The following is a 22,185-nucleotide window of genomic DNA, read 5'->3' on the forward strand; positions in this document are numbered from 1 at the left end:
GAGTAGTTTTACAGGCAAAGCCGAAACGGATGATAACCACCTACTGAAGTAGGTGGTTTAGGGCTGAAAACAAAAAAGCAGCCCGAAGGCTGCTCCTAATCGTTAATATCAAGCTTGTTAACTCGATACGCTTGCTTCAACGCTCGACGTCACTGGCGACTTTCTGAAACGATTAATCAAACGATGGATAAACCTCTTAATCGATCTGAAAATATTTTTAATATCTTCAAGCATTAAATACAAACAAGGCACCAACACTAAAGTCAGAACCGTTGCGTACAACACCGCAAAGCCCAAAGCGACAGCCATCGGTATGACAAAACGCGCCTGCAAACTCGTTTCAAACATTATCGGCAATACACCCGCAAACGTCGTTATTGAGGTGAGCGTGATAGCTCGAAAACGAGCACAACCCGCCTCAACAACCGCTTGTTTGATGTTCATACCCTTTTCTCTCACTTGGTTTACGTAATCTGTCATAACCAGAGAGTCGTTAATAACCACGCCAGCAGCGGCGATCAAACCAAATGTCGACATCATACTGATGTCTAAACCTAGCCAGAAATGGCCCCAAATCGCCCCCGTCAGACTAAACGGAATGACGGACATTACAATCAAAGGTTGGGTATAACTTTTTAACGGTACAGCTAACAAGATGTAGACGATGATCATGCCTGCAATAAAGAACAAAATCTGTTCATTACGCTGCGCAGCCTGCTCTTCAATATCACCGCCCAATTCTGTTTTCACAGTTGGGAAGGCTTGCTTCATGTCCGGTAAGATATTGTCGTCAATGACCTTAACGATTTCTTGAGGTTCAACCAATTCTTCGTCTATGGAACCATAGACATAAACGGTTTGATACCCGCCTTCACGTCGAATGCTACTCACGCCCGGCTGCTCATTGATCTTCACCACATCACCCAACATGACCTTCTTACCTGCTGGTGTGGTAATCACAGCGTAACGCAATGATGAGAATGCTTCACGCGTCAATTGCGGGTAACGCACCATAACTTTAATTTCTTCACCATCACGAATAATGCGCTGTGCTTCGCCACCATAAAAGCTGCCACCAACTTGCTCTGCGATCATGGTGAGATCCAGACCGAGATCGTACGCTACAGGCGCAAGAGACAGGAGTACTTCTTTGCTTCCAGAATCAATAGAAGATGAAATATCATATAACCCTTCTTCCTGCTGTAAACGCTCTATCAAGTAACGCCCAGCCTTGTTGAGCTCATTGATGTTAGAACCAAACAACAAGTAACCAAACTCATCTCTGTCACCACCACCCGCACTCTGCTCGCGGATTTTGATGCTCTTCATACCTGGAATAACAGGCATAGCTTCACGCCAACGTCGAGCCAGTTCAAATGTATTGAACGGGCGTAACTCTTCATCAACCAGAGGTACTAATACACGACCTTCGGTGCGGCTTCTGTTGTACGACAGCACATCACGAATCATTCCTTGACCATGTTCCGCAATGGTCTCAGATTCGATCTTTTGCATGATACGTTCAATAGTCTTGAGTGCACTGATTGTCTGCTCACTTGAAACGGTATCATTCATTTCAATAGTGATCGCAGGATAGTCGGTCGGCACTTTAGGGTTAGGGATCACCCGAACATAATTCGCGTTGATCAAAGCCGCGCTGATCAGCAGTAAACCACAGAACACCGCAAACACTGTCCAGCGCCAATGGGTGCATGTTGTTACAAAGTTACGATATGGACCATTTACAAAACCAAAAAAACGTTGGTTAAATCGGTCACGCCAGCCACCTGGTTTAACTGGCTTAAAATGAGTATGCGCAAGGTGTGCAGGAAGGATCAGCTTCGATTCAATCAAACTGAAGATCAAACAAAGAATCACGACCCCCGCGATACCATAAAAGAAGGCACTATCAATACCACTAGACAACAAGAAAGGAGCAAACACAGCAATTGTGGTTAACACACCGAAAGTGGCTGGTGTGGCAACACGTTTTACACCACGAACCACGTTTTCGACGCCACCGCCTTTTTCTTCAATTTCGCTGTAAGCGCTCTCTCCCATCACGATGGCGTCATCAACTACAATACCGAGCACCATAATGAAGGCAAAAAGAGACACTATGTTTACCGTGATCCCTAATGCAGGCATCATCATTACGGCACCGAGAAAACAGACAGGTAGCCCAATCATTACCCACATAGCCAAGCGGAAACGTAGGAAAATGGTCAGCATAATCGCGACTAATGCAGCGCCTTGCAGCAAGTTTTTCAACATCATGTCGAGACGCCCATTTAAATAATAAGTCGTATCAACTAAGACTTTGAGCTTAACATCCTGCGGCAATGTCTTGTTTTTTGCTTCAATATAATTACGAACGGACTGTGCAACAGGGATAATGTTCTGATCACGAGTTGCTTCAACAGACATGTAGATCGCATTTTGCCCTGAGTATTCAAAATAGCGCTCTTCTTCCGTAAAACCATCTTTGATCGTGGCTATATCTTGCAGTAAAACCTTCGCACCATTTGCGCCAAGCTTTACAGGAATATTTCTAAACTCATCACCACGGTAGTATTGGTTTTCAATCCTTACTGCAATCATCCCTGAATTTGTTTTTACTTCGCCCGCAGAAAAGTTAGCTGAATAACGGCTGATCGCGCTGCTGATATCGCTCAACGTAAGGTCGTATTTACGAAGAACAAGTGGGTCAACTTCAATCGCTATTTCTTCTTCTGGCGCACTCAGGTACACCAGCATGACGTTTTCTAACTGAAGTAATTCATCTTCGATTTGCTTAGCGATCGGTTTAAGCTCCTCGAGCGGTCGGTCCCCAACTAATCCCATTTCGATTACATCTTGGCGCCATTCAACTTGGTAAACATTGATTGGTTCCATACCCGCTGGTAAGTTAGACAATGTATCAATACGTTGGTTTACATCATCTAAGACACGCTTGATATCGGCATTAACGTCTACCTCGATAGAAACATACGCGCTACCTCTAGAGGCCGTTGAGACTGCTTTTTTAATCCCGGTGACGTCTTTAATCGATTCCTCGACCTTAACGAGAATACTCTCTTCTATCTCTTGAGGAGAAGCGCCAGGATAAGTCGCACGAACATCAATGTAGTTCACCTCAATATTCGGAAACATCTGCCTTTGAATAAAGATAAAACTCACCACACCCATGATAATGATGAACACCATCAAAAGGTTGGCAGCGACGGGGTTATTCGCAAAATAGGCAATTAAGCCCTTTTGTTTAGTATCTTCCATGACAAACTCCTACTTACTGTACGACGGTTTCGGAGTCGTCACTCTTTTTTGCGATTTGTACCGCCATGCCTTTTTGAGGGTACTCTGGTAAGGTCAGTACCAACTTATCACTTTGCTCTAAGCCTTCGCCCACCAACAAAAACTCACCTTCTGCTCTCAAAACCGTGACAGTTCTGGGTTGAAGTTGATTATCGCCATTCACCACCCACACGGTACGGTTTTTAACTAATTCCTGTGGCAAGCGGTAGATGTGCTTAAGTTCCTTACCAGTGAAGCTCACTTCAACGTAGGAGCCGAATTTAATTGGAGGCTGCTGGTTATCGACACCGTATGGGTCCGCGATTTGAATGACCATGTTAATCATTCGGGTAGCGCTATCAATCATGCCTAGATCACGAACTACTCGACCTTCTCTAGTGGTAGAAAACACACCTTGCTGCGTCACTGTCGCAGTGAGTTCACCAATGGATTCGGGTAAAAATGCACTATCAAAACCGGCAATGGGTACGTGCACCTCTGCCACTTCGATGTTGTTTAACGTGGCAACTCGAGAACCAGATGTAACAAATTGACCAACACCAATATCACGCTCAACAACCAGCGCATCGTAAGGTGCAACGACTTTGCAATTTTCTAACTCTCTTTTTGCTCGTTTGAGTGCCGCTTGAGCCGACTTCACTTGCGCTTGTGCGCTCAAAACGTGAGGCTTGCGTAAATACAGATCCGTCACTTGCTTATCGCTCAGTCTCTTTGCCTGACGTTTTGCCACTTCGGCTTTCGCTTGTTCCTCAATCAAGTTTGCGCGTGCACTAGCTAAATCGGCTTCAGCTTGTAAAACCGACGCTTCATAGTTGTCACTTTCAATTGTGAAAAGAACCTCTCCTCGTTTTACGATGCCACCCGTCACAAAATTCGGGTGCCAACTCGTAACTTCACCACTAACTTGCGCGGAAAGGTGTGTTTTTTCAAAAGGGACTAATTCACCGTGACTGGTAATCACCACTTTGTGATCGGTAGGAAAAAGAGAAGAAGCCTGAACAGTAGGTTCTGTAATTGCATCTTTGGTTGACTCTTTTTCCGGCGCAGTTGCGGCAATTGCAGCATATCCTGCATAAGAGCCTCCAACGACGACGAAGGGTAAAAGCCAACGTAATATGGGTTTTGCTAACATCGAAAATCCTTTTTTATTGTTGTTTTCAACACCACACTTTTATTCAGTCCATTGCTCCCGGTAAGCATGGTGGTGAGAGAATTGAATTTGAATAAACATCAAAGCGGCACTTGCCTAGTCTTTTAAGCAGCTAACTAGATAGTTATTGCCAATTCAAAGTTAATAAAATTAACAAAAAATTAACCAACTGCGCAAGTTGCTCTGACTTAACTTTTGTTCTAAACAGCAAATGACATGCCAAGCATTTATTTATTAAAAATCATATGGTTATATAAAAAGCATTATTTTATCCAGTGTGCTATTGGTCATAATCACCAGATATTAGTGATTATGACCAATACGGCCATAATGATAATTAAAATAAATGATTATCTGCGCTCTAAAAGTTGAACTTAGTGCAGGCTCTATGGCAATTCATTGATTAATCGCTCGTTATAAAACGGTTCTGGGTGCATGTGGCGTCAGCTTAAGTCTATAATTTGGAGTAGGTAACACTCTGTAAGACAAGGAAATGTGCTTTGTTACAAACACTCGCCAAGTTGCTCTTCCCCTCGCTGCTCACTATTTTATCGGCATGCTCATCCGTATCGTTGAATGACGCCAGTGAAAAGTCCACCAGCTTTCAGCTCGGTTATCAAAAGGATTCTGTTCTTGCGCAGTACTTTGAAGCTTACGGGAGAGATCCTAAGTCTATAACTGGCTTTGCACCGTTAAATCAGGGACACGATGCCCTTCTTGCTCGAACCTCTTTGATCGAGTCCGCCCAGAAAAGCCTTGATCTTCAATACTATATTTACCGCGGTGACGAAACGAGTCAGCTAATAACGTGGCGCTTGTATGAAGCGGCAAAGCGTGGTGTTCGAGTAAGGCTGTTGCTTGACGATATGCAAAAGCGAAACGACGATGTGATGGCTGCCCTCAATGCACATCCTAATATAGAAATCCGCTTATTTAACCCGCATCAGTATCGCGACTCCCGTTGGTTCGCTCTTGCTAGCGATTTTGAACGCCTTAATCGTCGTATGCACAATAAGTCTCTGATTGCAGACAGTGTTTCCGCCATTGTCGGAGGTAGAAATATCGGCAATGAATACTTCTCTTTTGAATCGCAAGTTGAGTTTGGTGATTTTGATCTTCTGCTCTATGGTGAGGCGGTACAACAAACTGCCGATCAGTTCGACCTCTACTGGAATAGCGCCTATTCGATACCAATGGAATGGATTACACCGAATTCACAGCAAATTACCGACCAAGCGATTCAAAAGCAGGTCAATAAACTCCGGTTAGAGGAAAAGTTTTCAACCGGCCGCTATGACTTCACCCAACTGGATATGTACCAAGATCTAAAACAAGGCAAACTCAAGCTCTACTGGGGAGAAGCGAAAGTATGGTTTGATCTGCCCGATAAAGTCGCGACCCGAGAGAGCCAACTTATTGATAATTTGTCGGAATTGGTTAAAAGTGTTGAGGATTCATTTGTGCTCATTTCTCCTTATTTCGTTCCAACTGAAGCAGGTACTCAAGCATTAAGTAACGCGGCCAAGCGAGGCGTTGATATCACGATTGTGACCAACAGCCTCGCGTCTAACGATGTGTTTGCCGTGCATGGTTGGTACGCAAAATATCGAAAAGATCTACTCGAAGCTGGAATCAAGCTTTGGGAAGTAAAAGCGAGCGCGAAACTCAAAAGTAAGTGGAGCCTCACGGGGAGTAGCAGAGCAAGTTTACACGCTAAAGCAATGACGATTGATAACAAAACACTTTTCGTTGGTTCGATGAACTGGGACCCACGTTCGGCCGCTTTGAATACCGAAATGGCCGTTGTTATCGAACAGCCAGAATATGTGCAAATGTTTCTAGAACAACTGCCGAATCAACTGTCGAGTAACGCCTACGCCTTAACTCTGCGCGACGGGGACATTGTCTGGACCGACGTAAAAACAGGCGAAGAATACGACTCCGAACCAGAAGCAGGAGTATGGCGAAAAATGGGCGCTTGGTTCTCCGGAATATTACCGATTGAAGATCAGCTATAACAGCTGCCAATACTGCAAACCTCCCCAGTCAAGCAAAACAAAATGGACGCTAGTTTTGGGCAGGGGACACAACCAACATAAGGAAGTTCAATGCCAGCGCAATGGAATGAATACTATCAGAAAATTTTAAGCCAACCTCACCGCCCAAGCGTGGAAAATGCCGTAAATCGACTTAAGATAGAAGGCAAAGTCGCTCTTGATATTGGCTGCGGAATAGGTCGAGACAGCCACTTTCTCCTCGAAAAGGGATTTAAGGTTCACGCATGTGATAGCAATGAAGATGCAGTAAAAACTTGTTTAACACGCTTTGAAGGTAACAAACGATTTTCGGTTTCGCAGTGCTGTTTTACTGAGTTTAATTATCCTCAGTGCAGCTTGGTTATCGCAAATGCCAGTTTGTTCTTTTGCCCTGACAAAGGCTTCAAACAAGTCTGGACAAAAATAGACAGCGCATTACAACCGGGCGGTATCTTCTGCGGCGATTTCTTGGGAGTGAAAGACTCCTGGGTGACCTCCGAAATGCATCCAAACATTACCGCATTAACGAAAAAGGAAGTGGAAAGCTTATTCGAAGGTTACGACCTCATTTCATTGCATGAAAGAGATGAAGACGGGACCACTGTAGTCGGAAGCCAAAAACATTGGCACATGTTTAGTGTGACCGCTCGAAAGCGCTAAAAATGGTCTCTCAATAAAGAAAGCAGCACTTCAAATCAGTGCTGCTATCAGAGATTAATTGACGGGATACACCACTTCAAAACGCTCTAAAACCAGCGTACGTTTCTCATGCCAATCGATGTTCAACTCATCGCATTCAGCTTTAAAAAATGCAGTATGTGCATCACGCCACCAGTTTAAGGTTCTATCACCTTCGCCTTCTGCGAAGGCAAACTCTGCGGTTACATCCTCATATTTGCATGTACTTACGTCAGTAATTCGTATCACGCAAACCGGGTCCCCATCCCAATTCGTCACTACTTGTAAATGACCGACTTGGGGCATGATTTCACCATGCTCTCGATACCAAAGCTCCAAACTGCACGATGCTGTTTTCTGTCCAATACGAACCAAGTCTGCGCATACATTCGCGTTGTGTTCATCGGCACAATAATAGTCAGCACTGACTGATGGTACAGCTTCCCTTTGTTCTGGTGATAATAATTCTAGGAATTGTTCTAAGTAATCCTTAGCTCGCGCGTCCATGCTCACTCCATTAATCATAAATTCGCAAGGAGGATAAAAGATATCACAACAAATAACCACCAGGAACAAACTGAAAAACAACAAGAATATGACTTCTACGAAGACGACTGTTATTTCTTTTGTAATAACTTTGCTAAACGTTTGTGCTATTTGCTATTGTTGCATGGTCTATCTGTACTCTTCTCGTGAAAGGACGTTATATGCGCTTATTTATTGGTATTTTTTTCTCGCTGATACTTGCCTTGCCAACAATGGCATCGGAGGAAAAGTATTCAGAATCGGATCTGTTAGATAGACCATTAATGGAACGCTATATTTTAGATGAACTAAAAGCGCTGCGTCAGGACTATCAAAGCCTAGAAAAGCGAATGATCACAGAGATCACCGATCGCGAGCTAACGGTCGCAGATAAATCGTTGAACTATGCCAACGTGACCGTTACATACTTCTTCTACATCATTGCTGGTGTCGCATCGCTGATTGCCTTTGTCGGATGGCAATCTCTGCGCGAGTTTAAACACAACACCAAAGAGATGGCTGATAAACGATTGGAGAAGATCGCCCAAGAATACGAGAAAAAGTTTGTCGCCCTTGAGCGAGATTTAAAACGCAAAACTCGCATTATCAGTGAAAACAACAAAGAGATTGAGAAAATCAACGAGATCCATAACTTATGGCTACGTGCACAAAGCTCTCAAACTCCAGAACAACGTATTGAAATCTATGATGAAATCTTATTAATTCGTCCAGGTGATTTAGAAGCGTTGACTTACAAAGCCGACGCAGCGATGGAAATCAACGAATACCATTGGGCACTTAGCATTTGTAACCGCGTACTTGAAGTCGATTACACCAACGGCCCTGCACTGTATCAACGCGCGTGTGCATACTCTCGCCTTGGTATCGAAGAGCAAGCTATTGAAGACTTGGAACGCGCAATTGAATACAGCCCATCCATTCGTGATTTACTTGCAGAAGAACGAGACCTCGAATTGCTGCACGGTAATGAGCGTTTTGAAAAGCTCTTACATCTAGCAAGCGAATAATGGAATAAACAGCATGAGCAGCCACTTTAATCTAGAAGACGCTAGCCAAGTATTGGTTGGTGCTTTTGCCCTAGCAGTCCCGATCTCATTTTCGGAGGAGGCGTGGCGATTGGGTGAGAGCCTACCAATGGCAAACTTGCTCATGCTGTTAAGTCTTTCTGTCATTTTCCTCAGTTTTTTCGCGTATCAAAGCGTGTTTCAAAGCCACATCAAGAATCGCGTATCCATCTTTATTTTTCGTGTGGTTATCGCGTACCTCATTGCGGCCGTTGTGGTAGCGTTAGTTCTTTTCTGTCTTGATAAGCTGCCACTCATGAATGAGCCTTTGGTTGCGATAAAGCGCGTTATCGTCATCACAATGCCTGCTTCGATGGGCGCGATCGTAGTCGACAGTTTCGACAAAGAATAGAGATAATCGCTACTCTTCTTCTAACGTTAAGTTCGACCCCGAGTGTTCTTTCCCTAATACATCTTCTGGGTTTCGCAGTGCGCAGGTTTCTAACGACAAGCACCCGCAGCCAATGCATCCGCCTAAATCGTTTTGCAACGCTTTAAGTTTTTGAATCTTTTGTTCTAACTGTTCATGCCAATGGCTTGCCATTTCTTCCCATTGCGCTTTGTTAGGGGCTTGGTGTTTCGGCAGTTCATCTAACGCATGTTTAATTTCTTCTAACGACAACCCAACTTGCTGCGCTGCTTTGATCACCGCAACACGGCGCAACACACTGCGATGGTAGCGACGCTGATTACCTTGATTTCTCCAACTCGAAATCAGTCCTTTTTGCTCGTAAAAATGTAGGGCAGATACTTTCACTCCAGAACGTTTTGCCACTTCTCCTACGCTGATTTCCATCCTTGACTCCCTGTGTATCAATTTTGTTAAAAAAATGCTTTACCTCAAGTTTACTTGAGGTTTTAAAGTTGCACCATCTTAATTAACGCTAAACCCCGGCGATCTCAAGATAATGTGTTCAGCGCGAACGACTTGGTTGTTAAACACAAGACAGTTGGACATCAACCTTTTGAAATCCATCGGGAGTTAGAGGCAAACATAATGAAAAATAAAACTCAGCCGTACTTAGCTGGCCGCTTCTTCGACAGCATTTCCTCTGGCTTATTCATGATGGCACTGCCATGGGTCATGCTTTCCGAACCTAACATGGGTACATTCGTCGCTTTAGTTTCTCTGAGCTGCACCGCGATTTCTTTTCTAGCAACGCCTTTCTTTTCCACTTTAATTGACCGACATTCACGCAAAGTACTACTCGTGCTCAATCAATGGATTCAATCGGGTATGGCTTTGGTGGTGTTCATTGCTTATTGGTTAGGGTTCGAGTCACACTGGTTGCTGGCTTTTGCACAATTGGTGTATTGGGTTTCGAGTAATTTTGCATGGACGACCAACAACGCTTTCACCCAAGAAAATTATCAGCACCATGAGTATGCGAAAATTTCGGGTCAGCAAGAAATTGTAATGCAATCCACAACCCTCGGAGCTGGCGCGTTGGGTATTGTTTTGCTTGAAATGTGGGGTATGAAAGAGTTTGCTTTGTTTGCGGCCAGCGCCTCTGCGTTAGCAGCGATGTTCTATATTCTGACGCCTTATACCCAACAATTAAGGGCATCAAAATCCGTTGCTTTCATCGCGCAACTCAAAGAGAGCAAACAAATATTCCGCCTCGAACCCCGATTTTATGGCTTTATTCTGCTCTCTTGCCTCTCTTATCCTGCATTGACGTATTTGAGCAAACTGGTGCCGATTTGGTTTTCTGAACAAGGCATCTCTGGCGATTGGTTTGCAGGGTTCAACATCAGTTTTGGCCTCGGCTCGTTGCTAACCGGCTTTATTGTCACCAAAGTGCTAAGCCGTTCCTCCCATAGCCACATTATGTTCGCTTCGATGGTTATGGTCTCTTTTGCGCTTATCGGGATGAGTTTTGCGATGAGCCCGCTGACCATCTTATTGTTTACGGCGCTGTTTGGCGTATTTAACGCGCTAAATCGCATTGCGAGAGTCAACTGGATGCATCACACCGTAGCGGTTCATCAACGAGGTCGCGTCGATGGCGGCATCAGCATGTTTGCCACCACCATTCAATCTCTCAGTTACGTCCTGATTGCAATATTGAGTCATTACGAACTAACACAATACGGTTTTGCAATCGCAGCTGCTGTCATGGTATTAGCAGTGATTTTGATGGGATTACTCAGCCGAGACGTCGAGCCGTTTAACGACCTGCCCCTTCATGCAGCAGCAAAGTGAAGCATAGAAATTGAGAAGTTGAGAAATTGAAAAAGCGAGATAGGAAGGCAACCAACATCGTCTTCCTATTTTTTACGCCAGCACTTTTGCCTCTATCGCTTATCAGCAAGGTTGGGTATTCTGAGGTGACCAACATGAGCAGAGAGAAATCGCAGTGAACTTAAGGCAATTAGAAGTCTTTTACGCCATTATGCAAGCAGGAACGGTGTCAGGCGCGGCTCGCTTACTGCACGTTTCCCAACCTAATGTCACTCGAGTTCTCGCCCATACAGAACAACAACTGAGCTTCGCTTTATTTGAGCGTGTAAAGGGCCGTCTCGTTCCAACTCAAGAAGCCAAAGCCTTATTGCCAGAGGCTGAAAAAGTCTATCAACAACTCGGACAATTTCGCTCTCTGACCAACAAAGTCAAACAGGGAACTCAACATTTACGAGTTGGTGCTCCGCCTGTTTTGGCCGCACACTTGTTAACGCCGACTGTCGCGTTGTTGTCGAAAGAGCACAGCATCTCCTTTGAGCTCTTAACGGCCAATCGCGATGAGCTGTGCTCAGGTTTACTGAAACATGAATTGGATGTCGCCATTGCGTTCGGTGAAGAAACGCCACCAGCGATCATGGGACACATGTTATTAAAAGAAAACTTGGCGCTAATTGCCCCTAAAAGCGCAGCGATACCCACAGAAAAAACCGTCACTTTAGAAGAACTCATCAGTCACGATTTACCCATTATCGGTTTAGATAGCCGAGACCCTCTGGGCTTGCTGTTACATCAAACCTTGTCAGCGCGTGACGAGCATTATCAACATGCCATTACCGTCCGCAGCTACTCCGCGGCGGCTGAACTGGTGAAAAACGAAGCAGGATTCGCGATTGTAGACCCTTGGACTGCAAAACAATATCGCCAAGATAATGCCGTTTCCGTGCATGCTTTGGAGCCAAATATGTCCTTCTCTGTCTCTATTTTATTCGCAGAGCACACACCTCAATCCATTGCGACAAAGCAATTTATCACCGCCCTAAAACAACAGATGGTTTAAAGGTATAACCTGAAGTTATACCTGCCTAACAAATAAGCATTCGGTTTCCTAAATCAGTCTGGCTACATTAATGAGCAATAACGATGACGAAGGGAACCATCATGCAAATTGCTCAACCTTACCTACTTTTTCTTGGCGATGTAACCGATCCACTCGCAGCAAAAACCGCACGTGGCATATATCAATGGCGACCTGAGATTTGTCTTGGCCAAATCCGCCTGACGCCAGAAACCGTATCGCTTGGTTTAACCGACATGACAATACAACAAGCGCAGCAGCAAGGAGCAAAAACGCTGGTGCTCGGCACGGCAAATCCAGGAGGCGTCATTCCCGAAGCTTGGCAAGCAACCTTACTTGAAGCGGCAGAGATGGGATTTGAAATTGCATCGGGCATGCACCAACGTTTGGCGGAATTTGCTCCTCTTGCCGATCTAGAACAACGCGGATTAACCAAACTATATGATGTTCGTCATTATGATGCCCCGCTCAAGGTCGGCAATGGCAAAGCTCGCGCAGGCAAGCGAGTACTTACTGTAGGGACAGATTGCTCCGTTGGCAAAATGTACTCTGCCCTTGCCATTGAGCATGCATTGAAGCGTAAAAACTGTCGTGCAGAGTTCAAAGCAACGGGTCAAACCGGAATTCTCATCGCAGGCAGTGGCATTTCGATTGATGCCGTAGTTGCCGATTTTATCTCCGGCGCAGTAGAAGCGATCAGCCCTAAGTTCACCGATCACGATTGGGACATCATCGAAGGGCAAGGTTCATTGTTTAACCCTTCGTTTGCTGGCGTAAGTTTGGGCTTACTTCACGGCGCACAAGCTGACGCTCTGATACTGTGCCATGAGATTGGTCGCCCGCACATCCGCAACTTACCACATGCGAGCTTGCCAACCATTGAACAAACGATAGAAGCGAATCTGGCCGCTGCTCGCCTAACAAATCCAAACGCTCAATTAGTGGGTATTTGCTTGAACACTTCGGCGGTCAGCGAAGAAGATGCAGCCCAGTTATGCCAGGATTGGAGCGACAAATACCAAGTGCCCGTCACCGACCCTGTACGTTTTGGCGTTGATGCGGTTGCAGATAGGCTCCTTACGATTTAAGAAACATTTACGGTTTAGAAAATAACTGCGGTTTAGGGAAAACTAGTGAGATGAAAATTCATGTAGAACCTGTCACGCTTGCCATGGCGACACCATTTCGCATCTCTCGCGGCAGTCGGACAGAGTGCCACTTAGTCCGAGTGACAATTGAACATCGAGGCATGACAGCCCAAGGTGAATGCACGCCATACCCTCGTTATGGTGAATCGGTTGAATCGGTGATTAAGGCGATTCCTCACGCCGCACATGAACTGCAAAGTTTGTATGCCAAAGGCGAAGCTGATGTCATGGTTCTCAAAAGCCAGCTTCAATCGTTATTGCCCGCGGGGGCGGCAAGAAATGCATTGGATTGCGCCCTTTGGCATCTTCACGCGCTTTTGAGCCACAAGCAACAGGTTCACGACCTCTTTACGTTACCCGAGGCGATTGTGACGGCGATGACGGTTTCTATCGACACGCCGCAAGCGATGGCAAAACAGGCGCAAGCTTACCTTAGCCAAGGCGCAAAACTGCTTAAGGTAAAACTGGATGGTGAAAACGTGATTGAGCGCGTTGCAGCAGTACGCGATGCCGCGCCGCACGCGCAAATTGTTTTAGATGCGAATGAAGCATGGCAAAGCCTCGACCTCGCGACGGTATTTGCTCAACTCGAACCGCTAGACATCACCATGATCGAACAACCGTTGCCACAAGACTGCGATGACGTACTCGCCAGCATTCCGCACCCCATTCCACTTTGCGCCGATGAAAGTTGTCACACCAGAGAGCAATTACATCAGCTGGTTGGAAAATATGAAATGGTGAATATTAAGCTAGATAAAACTGGCGGGCTCACTGAAGCACTATTATTAGCCGACGACGCCCAAAAACTCGGTTTTAGCCTCATGTCCGGTTGTATGTTGGGGACGTCGCTTGCGATGCGTGCTGCCTTACCCATTGCTGCTCAGGCAAGCGTTGTCGATCTTGATGGCCCGGTGTTGCTCGGACAAGATGTAACGCCAAGCTTGGTTTATCGCGACGGCGAAATCGTTCTTTCCAAATAGCCTAAACAATCCAGAGGTTTTGCTCCAAAAGTCAGAACCTCTGAGTTTATGATCTCGATTAAAAAACAATCAGCTCCATCATGAAATAAGTCACATAAATTATATGGTTATTGAGGCATGCTAAGATTCCAGTAGTCCAAGAAGGTGGTCTTATGCATCGAGTCATCCGGAAAATGACGTGGAAAACGAATAGGCGGTAATCCCGCCCTACTCCAATGCAGTGCGTGGGTTTCTATAGCAACCCACTTCCTAGCAATTCGTAGGTTTTTCACGCCATCTTGCAAGGAGGCTCTATGCCTATCAACAAAATACGCAATATCGCTTTTGTCGGCCAAACCGGGACCGGTAAAACCACGCTGATAGAAAAACTGCTCTTCACCTGCGATGCCACGCACCATTTAGGCAGCGTAGAAAAAGGCGATACCGTTACCGACTTCGACCCTCAATCCATCCAATATCAACACAGTATTGAAGCAACGCCAGTCGCACTGCGCTGGAATAAACACCGGCTCAATATCATCGACACTCCGGGACAAAACGAGTTACTTGGCCGTACGATCAGCGTTTTTCCCGCCGTTGAAACATCCGCCCTTGTCATCGACCCTCAAACGCCACTCAACCAAACTTCCGATCGCTTATTCACCTTTGCTAAAGAGCAGCAAAAATGTCAGATGATCATCATCAATAAGCTCGATAACCACGGTAATCAGTTAGAAAGATTGATGGGGAACATCGTTGAGCATTTTGGTGACCACTGCTTGCCGATCAACTTACCTTCGGCTGACGGAGAATCTGTAGTTGACTGCTATTTCGAACCAGAATTGGGACGAGAGACCTTACTTGCAACAGTAGATGAAGCTCATGAGACCTTAATTGACCAAGTCATCGAAGTCGATGAAGAACTGATGGAACTGTATCTGGAACAAGGCTCCGAACTCACCGCAGAGCAACTGCATGATCCGTTTGAAGAAGCACTGAGAACTGGACATGTGATTCCGGTCTGTTTTGTCTCAGCACAAACCGGCGCGGGCGTCGAGTTGCTGCTGCGCACCTTGGCGGAGATCATGCCCATGCCAAACGAGGGTAACCCTCCTCTACTGGAAAAGAACGGCAAAAAAATCAAAGTAAATTGCGAAACCTTAGAGCACACCGTCGCACACGTGTACAAAGTCAGCGTCGACCCATATATGGGAAAACTTGCCTACTTACGTGTGTATCAGGGTGAAATCAATGCGGGCAGCCAGCTTTATATTGGCGAAAGCAACAAGGCATTTAAAGTTGGGCACTTATATCAACTGCAGGGCAAAGATAGAACCGAGATCCCTCGCGCGCTAGCAGGCGACTTCTGCGTTTTAGCCAAAGTGGATGATCTCGAATTCGATTCAATCGTTCATGACTCTCACGAAGAAGATGGTGTTCAACTCAAAACGTTGGACCTTCCTGACTCCATGTATTCTTTGTGCTTGAAGCCTCTTAAGCGTGGAGATGAGCAAAAATTAGGAGATGTGCTGAATAAAATTGCCAGTGAAGATCCTTCGCTGCGCATCGAACATCGCGCTCGCACCAACGAAACCATCATCAGCGGCCAAGGGGAGTTTCACCTCAAAGTCGCATTAGAAAAGATGGCGAACGTGTACAAACTGGACGTCGAAACCTGCCAACCAAGCGTCGAATACTTTGAAACCATCACCAAACCTGCCGAAGGGCATTATCGACACAAAAAACAAAGTGGCGGTGCAGGCCAGTTTGGTGAAGTGCAATTGAAGGTTCGTCCACTCGAACGTGGTGCCGGATTTAAGTTCATCAACAAAGTGGTGGGTGGCGCCATCCCAACCGCGCTCATTCCTGCTGTTGAAAAAGGTATTTTGCAAGCGTTAGAGGAAGGCGCGATTTCTGGCAACCCAATTAAGGATGTGGAAGTCACCGTTTATGACGGTAAATATCACTCCGTCGATTCGAAAGAAATTGCATTTGTCATCGCAGGTAAGAAAGCCTTTTTAGATGCGATTAACAACGCCGATCCTATTGTGCTAGAACCCATTGTCCAGATGGAACTGCACATCCCAACCGCGAACGTTGGCGATGTTTCTGGAGATTTATCTGGAAACCGAGGCTTAATCGAAGGCACCGAGCCAATCGACAGCAGCTTCACCTTACTCAGAGCCAAGTCACCTGTAAACGAGCTGCAAGATTACGCTCGTCGATTGCGCTCCATCACGGGTGGTGAAGGCAGTTTTAGTATGACTTTAAGCCATTACGAGCCCGCGCCACCAGCAGTGCAAAAACAGGTCTGCCAAGGCAGTGCACAACAAGGTTAATTCCCTACGATTCAAATCAATCACATAAACAAAAAAGCGCCCTCATTTTGAGGGCGCTTTTAGGTAAAAGAAAAATTATTTATCGAGAGACAAACCTATCTGACTGATTTTGCTTTCAAACTCTTCGATGCTGTTCGCTTTGTAAGTCGGAGCACCGTTAAAGTAGCGCGGTTTCTCTGGCAGCATCGCATTTTTCAGCTCTTGTTCTTGATCGATATTGTCATGGTAAACCGTTACACGATTTGGAATATCCTGCTTCATTACAGCCATTTTGGTTCTCCTTTATTAAGACGAATAGTAAGCGTAGAACGAATTTATCGGAGTACAGGCGAGACTGTGTAAAATTTAGACACTCACAGCAAAATCATATTTAAACGGTTGCATTTAATATTTTTGAGGCACTTTGTCGTGGCTATTGGCAAAAGTGAGTGCAGCGATTAAGGTGAGCTCTCTCTACATGAAGACAGGAAGTCCGGTGTCGCAACAAGAACTCAACCAAATGGGTAGTGCCAAAGTTTTTCTCATCGAAAAAGATGGCGTCCAAGTAATAGAAAAACGTAACCCTACTCAAATAGAAGTGGCGTTTTATCAACGCTATGCCGAGCAGTTTAACGCGCTTGGAATACACGTACCGCGCTTGATTCAACTCGACGACCAGAAAAACGTTCTGTACATTGAATACGTTCCCCACGCAGTCGAGCAAGCATTCTTACTTGAAGATAATCGAGTCATTGAACAACTCGTCAAACTGCACCGACTTCCACCAACATCAGATGGTGTTTATCACCGCCACCAGTGGATACCACAAGCGACTCAACAAGCACTCACTACACTTAAACTGGGCTCAGAGACAGAACAGTTCTTCCACCAGCTACAACAACGATCGGCGCACCTTTTTGATAGGCAGAACTTGATCTCCGGAGACACCAATGCAGGAAACTGGGGACAGCGCGAAAATGGCGAGCTGGTGCTGTTCGACTGGGAGCGCTTTTCTATAGGGCATGTCGCGATAGATTTAGCACCGCTCATCGAGGGCATGGGCACATTTGATGATTACTTGAACGTAGCAGACAAATATATAAAGTGCGCAGAGAAAGGTGAAACAACAGAATTGGCGCGCGATATCGGACTAGCAAAAGCGTGGATCGTTGTCGAGGTAGTCAACATACTGGTCTCCAGAGAGAATCCGCAGACCAGCAAGTATTTGGACTGGTTTCGGCAAACCTTGCCGCAATGGGCCAAAAGCCTTAGCGCTCAGGTGATGAGTTAGGCTCTGAGATTTGATATAAACGCCTTTCAGGTTCTTCGCATGAGGTTTCGCAGTTGCATACTTTATCAACACCGACGTTGTTTAAACCGCCGCAACTTCCTTGAATACGCTTGTTATGAAAAATGACGCCAAGTGACATCAACAACATGATTGCGAGAAAACCAAGAAAGGTAAATAACCAAACCATATTAACCTGCCTTATTAGCCATCGACTCTAGCTTAAGTATAGCAGGGCTAGATGTTGCTTTGAGTAGCGCTTTAGGTCTTGCCAACAAGGAGGGTTTTGATTTTTGGCCACCACAACCACAGGAGCCGCAGCCGCCTTTTTGTTTGTGAACACTTTTCTTATGATTGTTTGATGGGCGTCCTTGAGAGGGCTCAATCAAAGGCTCTCTTGGAACCGCAAGCACATCTTCCAATGAACTACGAGTAGACAGCCTAAATACTGGCGTGCCACTGCTAAGTAGCTTTGCCAATACACGTTCACCAATATTTCGCACAAGAACAGCATCCACATTGTACCCTTGTAGAGACTGAATCAACTGAGACTTCGCATTACAACCCGCTTGTGGCATAGAAGCAATGTTCGCTAAGTTTTTTAGCATACCGTCAGTATCAGAATAAATAGCGATGTATGGTGCTTTTACAAAGTGGTTTGCCACCCGCTCACCATCATTAGGAATAGCATAAATCATAAGTTTGACTCCTCATTCGGAAAAACTAATGCATGACCTTCAACTAAACTTTTTGCGACTTTCAATCTTGCACTTTTTACTGTGTTACCAAAAGTTTGTCTAGAAACGCCCATCTGCTCCGCAGCTTGCTGCTGGCTAAGCCCCTCTAAGTCGGCTAAACGTAGCGCTTCTAACTCTTCTGGTAATATGGCGACTTGCTCCAACTGATTAAATGGAATGCCATTGGGCTTAAAGCAGTGGTGAGCCGCACGTCCGCATATTCGTCTTTCTATCTTTGGTCTTGCCATCATTGTCCCTCAAAAACACAGAGTCAAATTACGCCTTAAACTGGCATATGCCAATAACATTTTTAGCATATGCCAATAAACTAAGTTTGCAAAAATCAACACGACAAATACGTAATACATCAGCATTAATTAGACATCTAATAATTTAGAAATTTCGATGACAAACGAGCAAAAAGATCAATTCTAATTAACCGGATAATAAAAACGTTAGTTTGCGCAGATTTTTCATACAAATACACGCTAATGTGTTCATTTTATTGAAGAAGAAAAACTATAATCCAAGCAAATCATTAGTTTGAACACTAATGATTGTTTTATTTTAAAGGATGTATACCTAAGGAACGAAAAAGAGAAGTTTGACGATATTCGCCTGAGCTTAAAGAGTAATACGTTCGATAAAGAACCTGTCGAACGACCATTACTTGGCCTAGGTGCCCTACTCTTCTTGCCAAATTAAGTTTCTTGAAAGCGCTTAGGTATATCAGAAAAAGGAAGTACATATGTCTGACTCAAATTGGCTCAGCGAATTCCCGGAAATGGATGCCTCTGATCTCAGGGCGATTCGCAAAACACTCGACGGCGCCTACAGAGATTTCTCTCGCGAGTATGGTGAACTCATTGAGTCTCTGTTTGATCCGCTCCTGGCGTTTCTTGTCTGGTTTGAAAAACTTCTGATTTCTACACCTTGGTTCATTATTTTAGGTGTCTGCACCACTCTCGTTTATGCCGCTAGCCGCTCTTGGAAACTGGCCGCTGCATGTTTTGGTTCGCTGATTCTGATTGGCTATTTTGGAATGTGGGAAGATACTATGCGCACGCTCAGTATCATCACTGTATGTACTATGCTTGCCATCGCACTTGGTATCCCTATCGGCATCGCTATGGCGCGCTCTAATCGCATTCAGTCGGTGGTAACACCATTACTCGACGTCATGCAAACCATGCCGGCATTTGTGTATCTCATTCCAGTTGTGATGTTATTGGGCATTGGGAAAATTCCTGGCCTTATCGCAGTAGTGATCTACGCGATTCCACCGGTTATTCGTTTAACCAATTTGGGCATTCGTCTAGTTGATAAAGAAGTATTGGAAGCCGCAACCGCATTTGGTGCCAGCACTCGGCAACGGCTTTTTGGGGTTCAGCTTCCGCTTGCAATGCCAACCATCATGGCGGGAATTAACCAAACGATCATGATGGCACTGTCAATGGTGGTCATCGCATCAATGATTGGGGTAAAAGGTTTAGGTCAGCCTGTTCTAAAGTCTATTACCAATCAATATTTCACTCTTGGTCTTCTCAATGGTTTAGCAATTGTCGCCCTAGCAATCCTTTTTGACCGTGCTTCACAAGCGTATGCGAAACGCACTCAAGCTCATTTAGGAGATTCAAAAAATGACTAGTCCACTTATCGAAATCAGCGGTCTTTATAAAATCTTCGGTACCAGACCCAATAGCGTGATTGAGCGCGTTAAGTTGGGACATAGTAAAGAGCAGGTTTTAGCGGAAACGGGCCACACGGTCGGACTAAAAGACATCAACCTGCAAATTCAAAAGGGTGAAATTTTTGTCATTATGGGATTATCCGGTTCTGGAAAATCCACCATGATTCGCCACTTCAACCGATTAATCGATCCAACCATGGGGCAGATTTTGGTAGAAGGGGTGGATGTCATGCAACTTTCGAACAAAGAGCTTGAACAGTTTCGCCGTCACAAGATGTCTATGGTGTTCCAGCGCTTTGGCTTGCTGCCTCATCGCACTGTTATCGACAACATCGCATATGGTTTGGAAGTTCAGGGAATGAATAAAGAGGCGCGCTTAGAAAAAGCAAATGAATGGTTAGAAACCGTTGGACTGACGGGTTATGAGCACCAGTATCCTGCTCAACTATCGGGTGGACAGCAACAGCGTGTGGGCCTTGCACGGGCACTGGCTACCGACGCCGAAATACTGTTGATGGACGAGGCTTTTTCAGCATTGGACCCTCTGATTCGGAGCGAAATGCAAGATCAGCTGGTAGAGCTGCAACAGAAGCTGCACAAAACCATTATTTTCATTACTCATGATTTAGATGAAGCGCTTCGACTTGGCGATCGCATCGCGATTCTTAAAGACGGTGAACTTGTCCAACAAGGTTCACCAGACGAAATTTTACTGCATCCTGCCGATGAGTACGTTGAAGCCTTTGTAAAAGACGTCAATAGAGCGCGAGCACTGACGGTCGAAACGCTGATGCAGCCACCTTCGTACTGTGTTCGCGCTGAAACCATTGAAGATGCGCTGAGTGAAATGAAACGTGTTAAACGTGATTATGCCTACCATGAGACCAATGCAGGCTATCAAGGCGTGATAACACAGCAAGGATTGCTAAACGCAGCGAAGTTAACTCACCTATCAGATTGGCGTGATGATATCTATGAAGAGGTGCCTATCATCTCTCCACATTTAGCCATTGAGCAAGTGCTGACTGAAGTCATGTCGTGTGAACATTCACTGCCCGTCATCGATGAGCACGGCCATTTGAAAGGCGAATTAAATCGTCAGGTTATTGCGGAGCTGTTTTCTGATCAACGAAGCACAAAACGAGGCACTTCACGCTCAAGCTTCAATAACGTTTCTTAGATGATGTTGATAATACACCTCACAATAATGTGGGCTGTTATCAATTAACTCGCTCCCACTCCCCTTTTTAGATATTTATCTGTGGGCTCGAGCTTGATACCCAAATCAACATTTACATTGTTCTGATTTTCCTGACAATTTCATGCTCATATCCGGTTTTATTGACATAGTTAGATCATTCTATTGCTTTTTGATGACGCAAATCCTCGATAAATGTCTACTATTACTCTCATACAAAATCTTGATTTAAAGAGGGATAAAATGAAAAAGACAATGTTGGCACTAACAGGCGCGGTAATCATTCTTGCAGGCTGTCAAGATGAGAAACCTGCCGAAACAAGCGCAGTTGAAGTACCTCAGGCAACGGAAACTGAAGTCACCACCAGTGCAGACGTTACGACTGAGACAATTGACACGTTACCAGTAGAAGAAGAACAGGTAATTACTGAAGAGACATTTGTAGACTCTGAACACAACGCACAAAGTGCTCTGGACTGGAACGGCACCTACAAAGGAACACTACCTTGCGCGGATTGTGCTGGTATCGATATGACCATCACACTAAATCAAGATGGCACTTACGTACTTGAAGAAAGCTACCAAGACAAAGAAGACGGTCAATCAAAATCTGAAGGTCAATTCACTTGGGACGCAAATGGCAGCATCGTAACGTTGACAAATGAAGATGCACCAAACCAATACTTTGTTGGTGAAAACGTACTTATGAAGCTAGACATGAATGGCGAAAAAGTAACGGGTGACCTAGCACCACTATACAACTTAACGAAACAGTAAGAAGTTAGTATCAATACC

The 22,185-nt window shown here is 45.2% G+C and carries 21 protein-coding genes; 13 read left to right on the top strand and 8 right to left on the bottom strand.

Going from position 1 to position 22,185, the window contains the following annotated elements:
* Positions 1–117: 117 nt before the first annotated feature.
* A complete protein-coding gene (locus tag R7R24_RS11875; RefSeq protein WP_054579253.1) occupies positions 118–3,276 on the bottom strand; it encodes an efflux RND transporter permease subunit in 3,159 nt (1,052 codons plus the stop codon).
* Between the two features lie 13 nt (positions 3,277–3,289).
* Positions 3,290–4,447, bottom strand: a complete 1,158-nt coding sequence (locus tag R7R24_RS11880) for an efflux RND transporter periplasmic adaptor subunit (protein ID WP_005387110.1) — start codon at positions 4,445–4,447, stop codon at positions 3,290–3,292.
* 518 nt (positions 4,448–4,965) lie between these two features.
* On the opposite strand from R7R24_RS11880, the gene R7R24_RS11885 reads away from it, so the two are divergent.
* The gene (locus R7R24_RS11885; RefSeq protein ID WP_047102775.1) at positions 4,966–6,483 is read left to right on the top strand and encodes a phospholipase D family protein; all 1,518 of its coding nucleotides are present in this window, start codon (positions 4,966–4,968) and stop codon (positions 6,481–6,483) included.
* Positions 6,484–6,573: 90 nt separating this feature from the next.
* Positions 6,574–7,161: a class I SAM-dependent methyltransferase gene (locus R7R24_RS11890; RefSeq protein ID WP_191115936.1), complete on the top strand. Its 588-nt coding sequence runs from the start codon at positions 6,574–6,576 to the stop codon at positions 7,159–7,161.
* Positions 7,162–7,215: 54 nt separating this feature from the next.
* On the opposite strand, the gene R7R24_RS11895 is transcribed toward R7R24_RS11890, so the two are convergent.
* A complete protein-coding gene (locus tag R7R24_RS11895) occupies positions 7,216–7,686 on the bottom strand; it encodes an ASCH domain-containing protein (RefSeq protein WP_191115937.1) in 471 nt (156 codons plus the stop codon).
* A 200-nt stretch (positions 7,687–7,886) separates the two neighbouring features.
* Between R7R24_RS11895 and R7R24_RS11900 the strand changes: the two genes are divergently transcribed.
* Both R7R24_RS11900 and R7R24_RS11905 read left to right on the top strand, forming a co-directional pair.
* Positions 7,887–8,732: a tetratricopeptide repeat protein gene (locus tag R7R24_RS11900; RefSeq protein WP_005373890.1), complete on the top strand. Its 846-nt coding sequence runs from the start codon at positions 7,887–7,889 to the stop codon at positions 8,730–8,732.
* Between the two features lie 13 nt (positions 8,733–8,745).
* Entirely contained in the window at positions 8,746–9,141 is a 396-nt protein-coding gene (locus tag R7R24_RS11905; protein WP_005373896.1) for a DUF2391 family protein, read from the top strand.
* A gap of 9 nt (positions 9,142–9,150) precedes the next feature.
* On the opposite strand, the gene soxR is transcribed toward R7R24_RS11905, so the two are convergent.
* Positions 9,151–9,585 carry a redox-sensitive transcriptional activator SoxR gene (gene soxR, locus R7R24_RS11910; RefSeq protein WP_318119497.1) on the bottom strand — a complete coding sequence of 145 codons (435 nt, stop codon included), beginning with the start codon at positions 9,583–9,585 and terminating at the stop codon, positions 9,151–9,153.
* A gap of 201 nt (positions 9,586–9,786) precedes the next feature.
* Here soxR and R7R24_RS11915 point away from each other — a divergent pair, with 201 nt between their 5' ends.
* From R7R24_RS11915 to fusA, 5 genes are all read left to right on the top strand, one after another.
* Complete coding sequence (locus R7R24_RS11915) at positions 9,787–10,995, top strand: MFS transporter (RefSeq protein WP_042523295.1); 1,209 nt, start codon at positions 9,787–9,789, stop codon at positions 10,993–10,995.
* 154 nt (positions 10,996–11,149) lie between these two features.
* Positions 11,150–12,031 carry a LysR family transcriptional regulator gene (locus R7R24_RS11920; protein WP_042523297.1) on the top strand — a complete coding sequence of 294 codons (882 nt, stop codon included), beginning with the start codon at positions 11,150–11,152 and terminating at the stop codon, positions 12,029–12,031.
* A gap of 101 nt (positions 12,032–12,132) precedes the next feature.
* Positions 12,133–13,137 (top strand): N-acetyltransferase DgcN, encoded by a 1,005-nt coding sequence (gene dgcN / locus R7R24_RS11925; RefSeq protein ID WP_191115971.1) that lies wholly within the window; start codon positions 12,133–12,135, stop codon positions 13,135–13,137.
* A gap of 50 nt (positions 13,138–13,187) precedes the next feature.
* The gene (gene dgcA / locus R7R24_RS11930) at positions 13,188–14,180 is read left to right on the top strand and encodes an N-acetyl-D-Glu racemase DgcA (RefSeq protein WP_206946944.1); all 993 of its coding nucleotides are present in this window, start codon (positions 13,188–13,190) and stop codon (positions 14,178–14,180) included.
* 293 nt (positions 14,181–14,473) lie between these two features.
* Entirely contained in the window at positions 14,474–16,498 is a 2,025-nt protein-coding gene (gene fusA / locus R7R24_RS11935) for an elongation factor G (RefSeq protein WP_021452437.1), read from the top strand.
* 75 nt (positions 16,499–16,573) lie between these two features.
* Here fusA and R7R24_RS11940 read toward each other — a convergent pair whose 3' ends face one another.
* Positions 16,574–16,768: a hypothetical protein gene (locus R7R24_RS11940; RefSeq protein ID WP_005373920.1), complete on the bottom strand. Its 195-nt coding sequence runs from the start codon at positions 16,766–16,768 to the stop codon at positions 16,574–16,576.
* Positions 16,769–16,955: 187 nt separating this feature from the next.
* Between R7R24_RS11940 and R7R24_RS11945 the strand changes: the two genes are divergently transcribed.
* Positions 16,956–17,768 carry an aminoglycoside phosphotransferase family protein gene (locus R7R24_RS11945; RefSeq protein ID WP_191115940.1) on the top strand — a complete coding sequence of 271 codons (813 nt, stop codon included), beginning with the start codon at positions 16,956–16,958 and terminating at the stop codon, positions 17,766–17,768.
* Here R7R24_RS11945 and nqrM read toward each other — a convergent pair.
* From nqrM to R7R24_RS11960, 3 genes are read right to left on the bottom strand one after another with little or no spacing between them, the layout of a single operon-like run.
* On the bottom strand, positions 17,746–17,955 hold the full coding sequence (gene nqrM / locus R7R24_RS11950; protein WP_191115941.1) for a (Na+)-NQR maturation NqrM: 210 nt from the start codon (positions 17,953–17,955) through the stop codon (positions 17,746–17,748). The two genes, R7R24_RS11945 and nqrM, sit on opposite strands and share 23 nt — an antisense overlap.
* Before the next feature lies 1 nt (position 17,956).
* On the bottom strand, positions 17,957–18,463 hold the full coding sequence (locus tag R7R24_RS11955) for a NifB/NifX family molybdenum-iron cluster-binding protein (protein ID WP_005387209.1): 507 nt from the start codon (positions 18,461–18,463) through the stop codon (positions 17,957–17,959).
* On the bottom strand, positions 18,460–18,750 hold the full coding sequence (locus R7R24_RS11960) for a DUF134 domain-containing protein (protein WP_005373924.1): 291 nt from the start codon (positions 18,748–18,750) through the stop codon (positions 18,460–18,462). The genes R7R24_RS11955 and R7R24_RS11960 overlap by 4 nt, the downstream gene beginning before the upstream one ends.
* A 500-nt stretch (positions 18,751–19,250) precedes the next feature.
* Here R7R24_RS11960 and R7R24_RS11965 point away from each other — a divergent pair, with 500 nt between their 5' ends.
* The 3 genes from R7R24_RS11965 (at position 19,251) to R7R24_RS11975 (ending at position 22,167) form a co-directional block, all read left to right on the top strand.
* Positions 19,251–20,150 carry an ABC transporter permease gene (locus R7R24_RS11965; protein ID WP_053304614.1) on the top strand — a complete coding sequence of 300 codons (900 nt, stop codon included), beginning with the start codon at positions 19,251–19,253 and terminating at the stop codon, positions 20,148–20,150.
* Positions 20,143–21,372 (top strand): glycine betaine/L-proline ABC transporter ATP-binding protein, encoded by a 1,230-nt coding sequence (locus R7R24_RS11970; protein WP_191115942.1) that lies wholly within the window; start codon positions 20,143–20,145, stop codon positions 21,370–21,372. The genes R7R24_RS11965 and R7R24_RS11970 overlap by 8 nt, the downstream gene beginning before the upstream one ends.
* Before the next feature lie 261 nt (positions 21,373–21,633).
* Positions 21,634–22,167, top strand: a complete 534-nt coding sequence (locus tag R7R24_RS11975; protein ID WP_005373930.1) for a copper resistance protein NlpE — start codon at positions 21,634–21,636, stop codon at positions 22,165–22,167.
* Positions 22,168–22,185: the final 18 nt, after the last annotated feature.

Source organism: Vibrio sp. 704 (genome assembly GCF_033339295.1).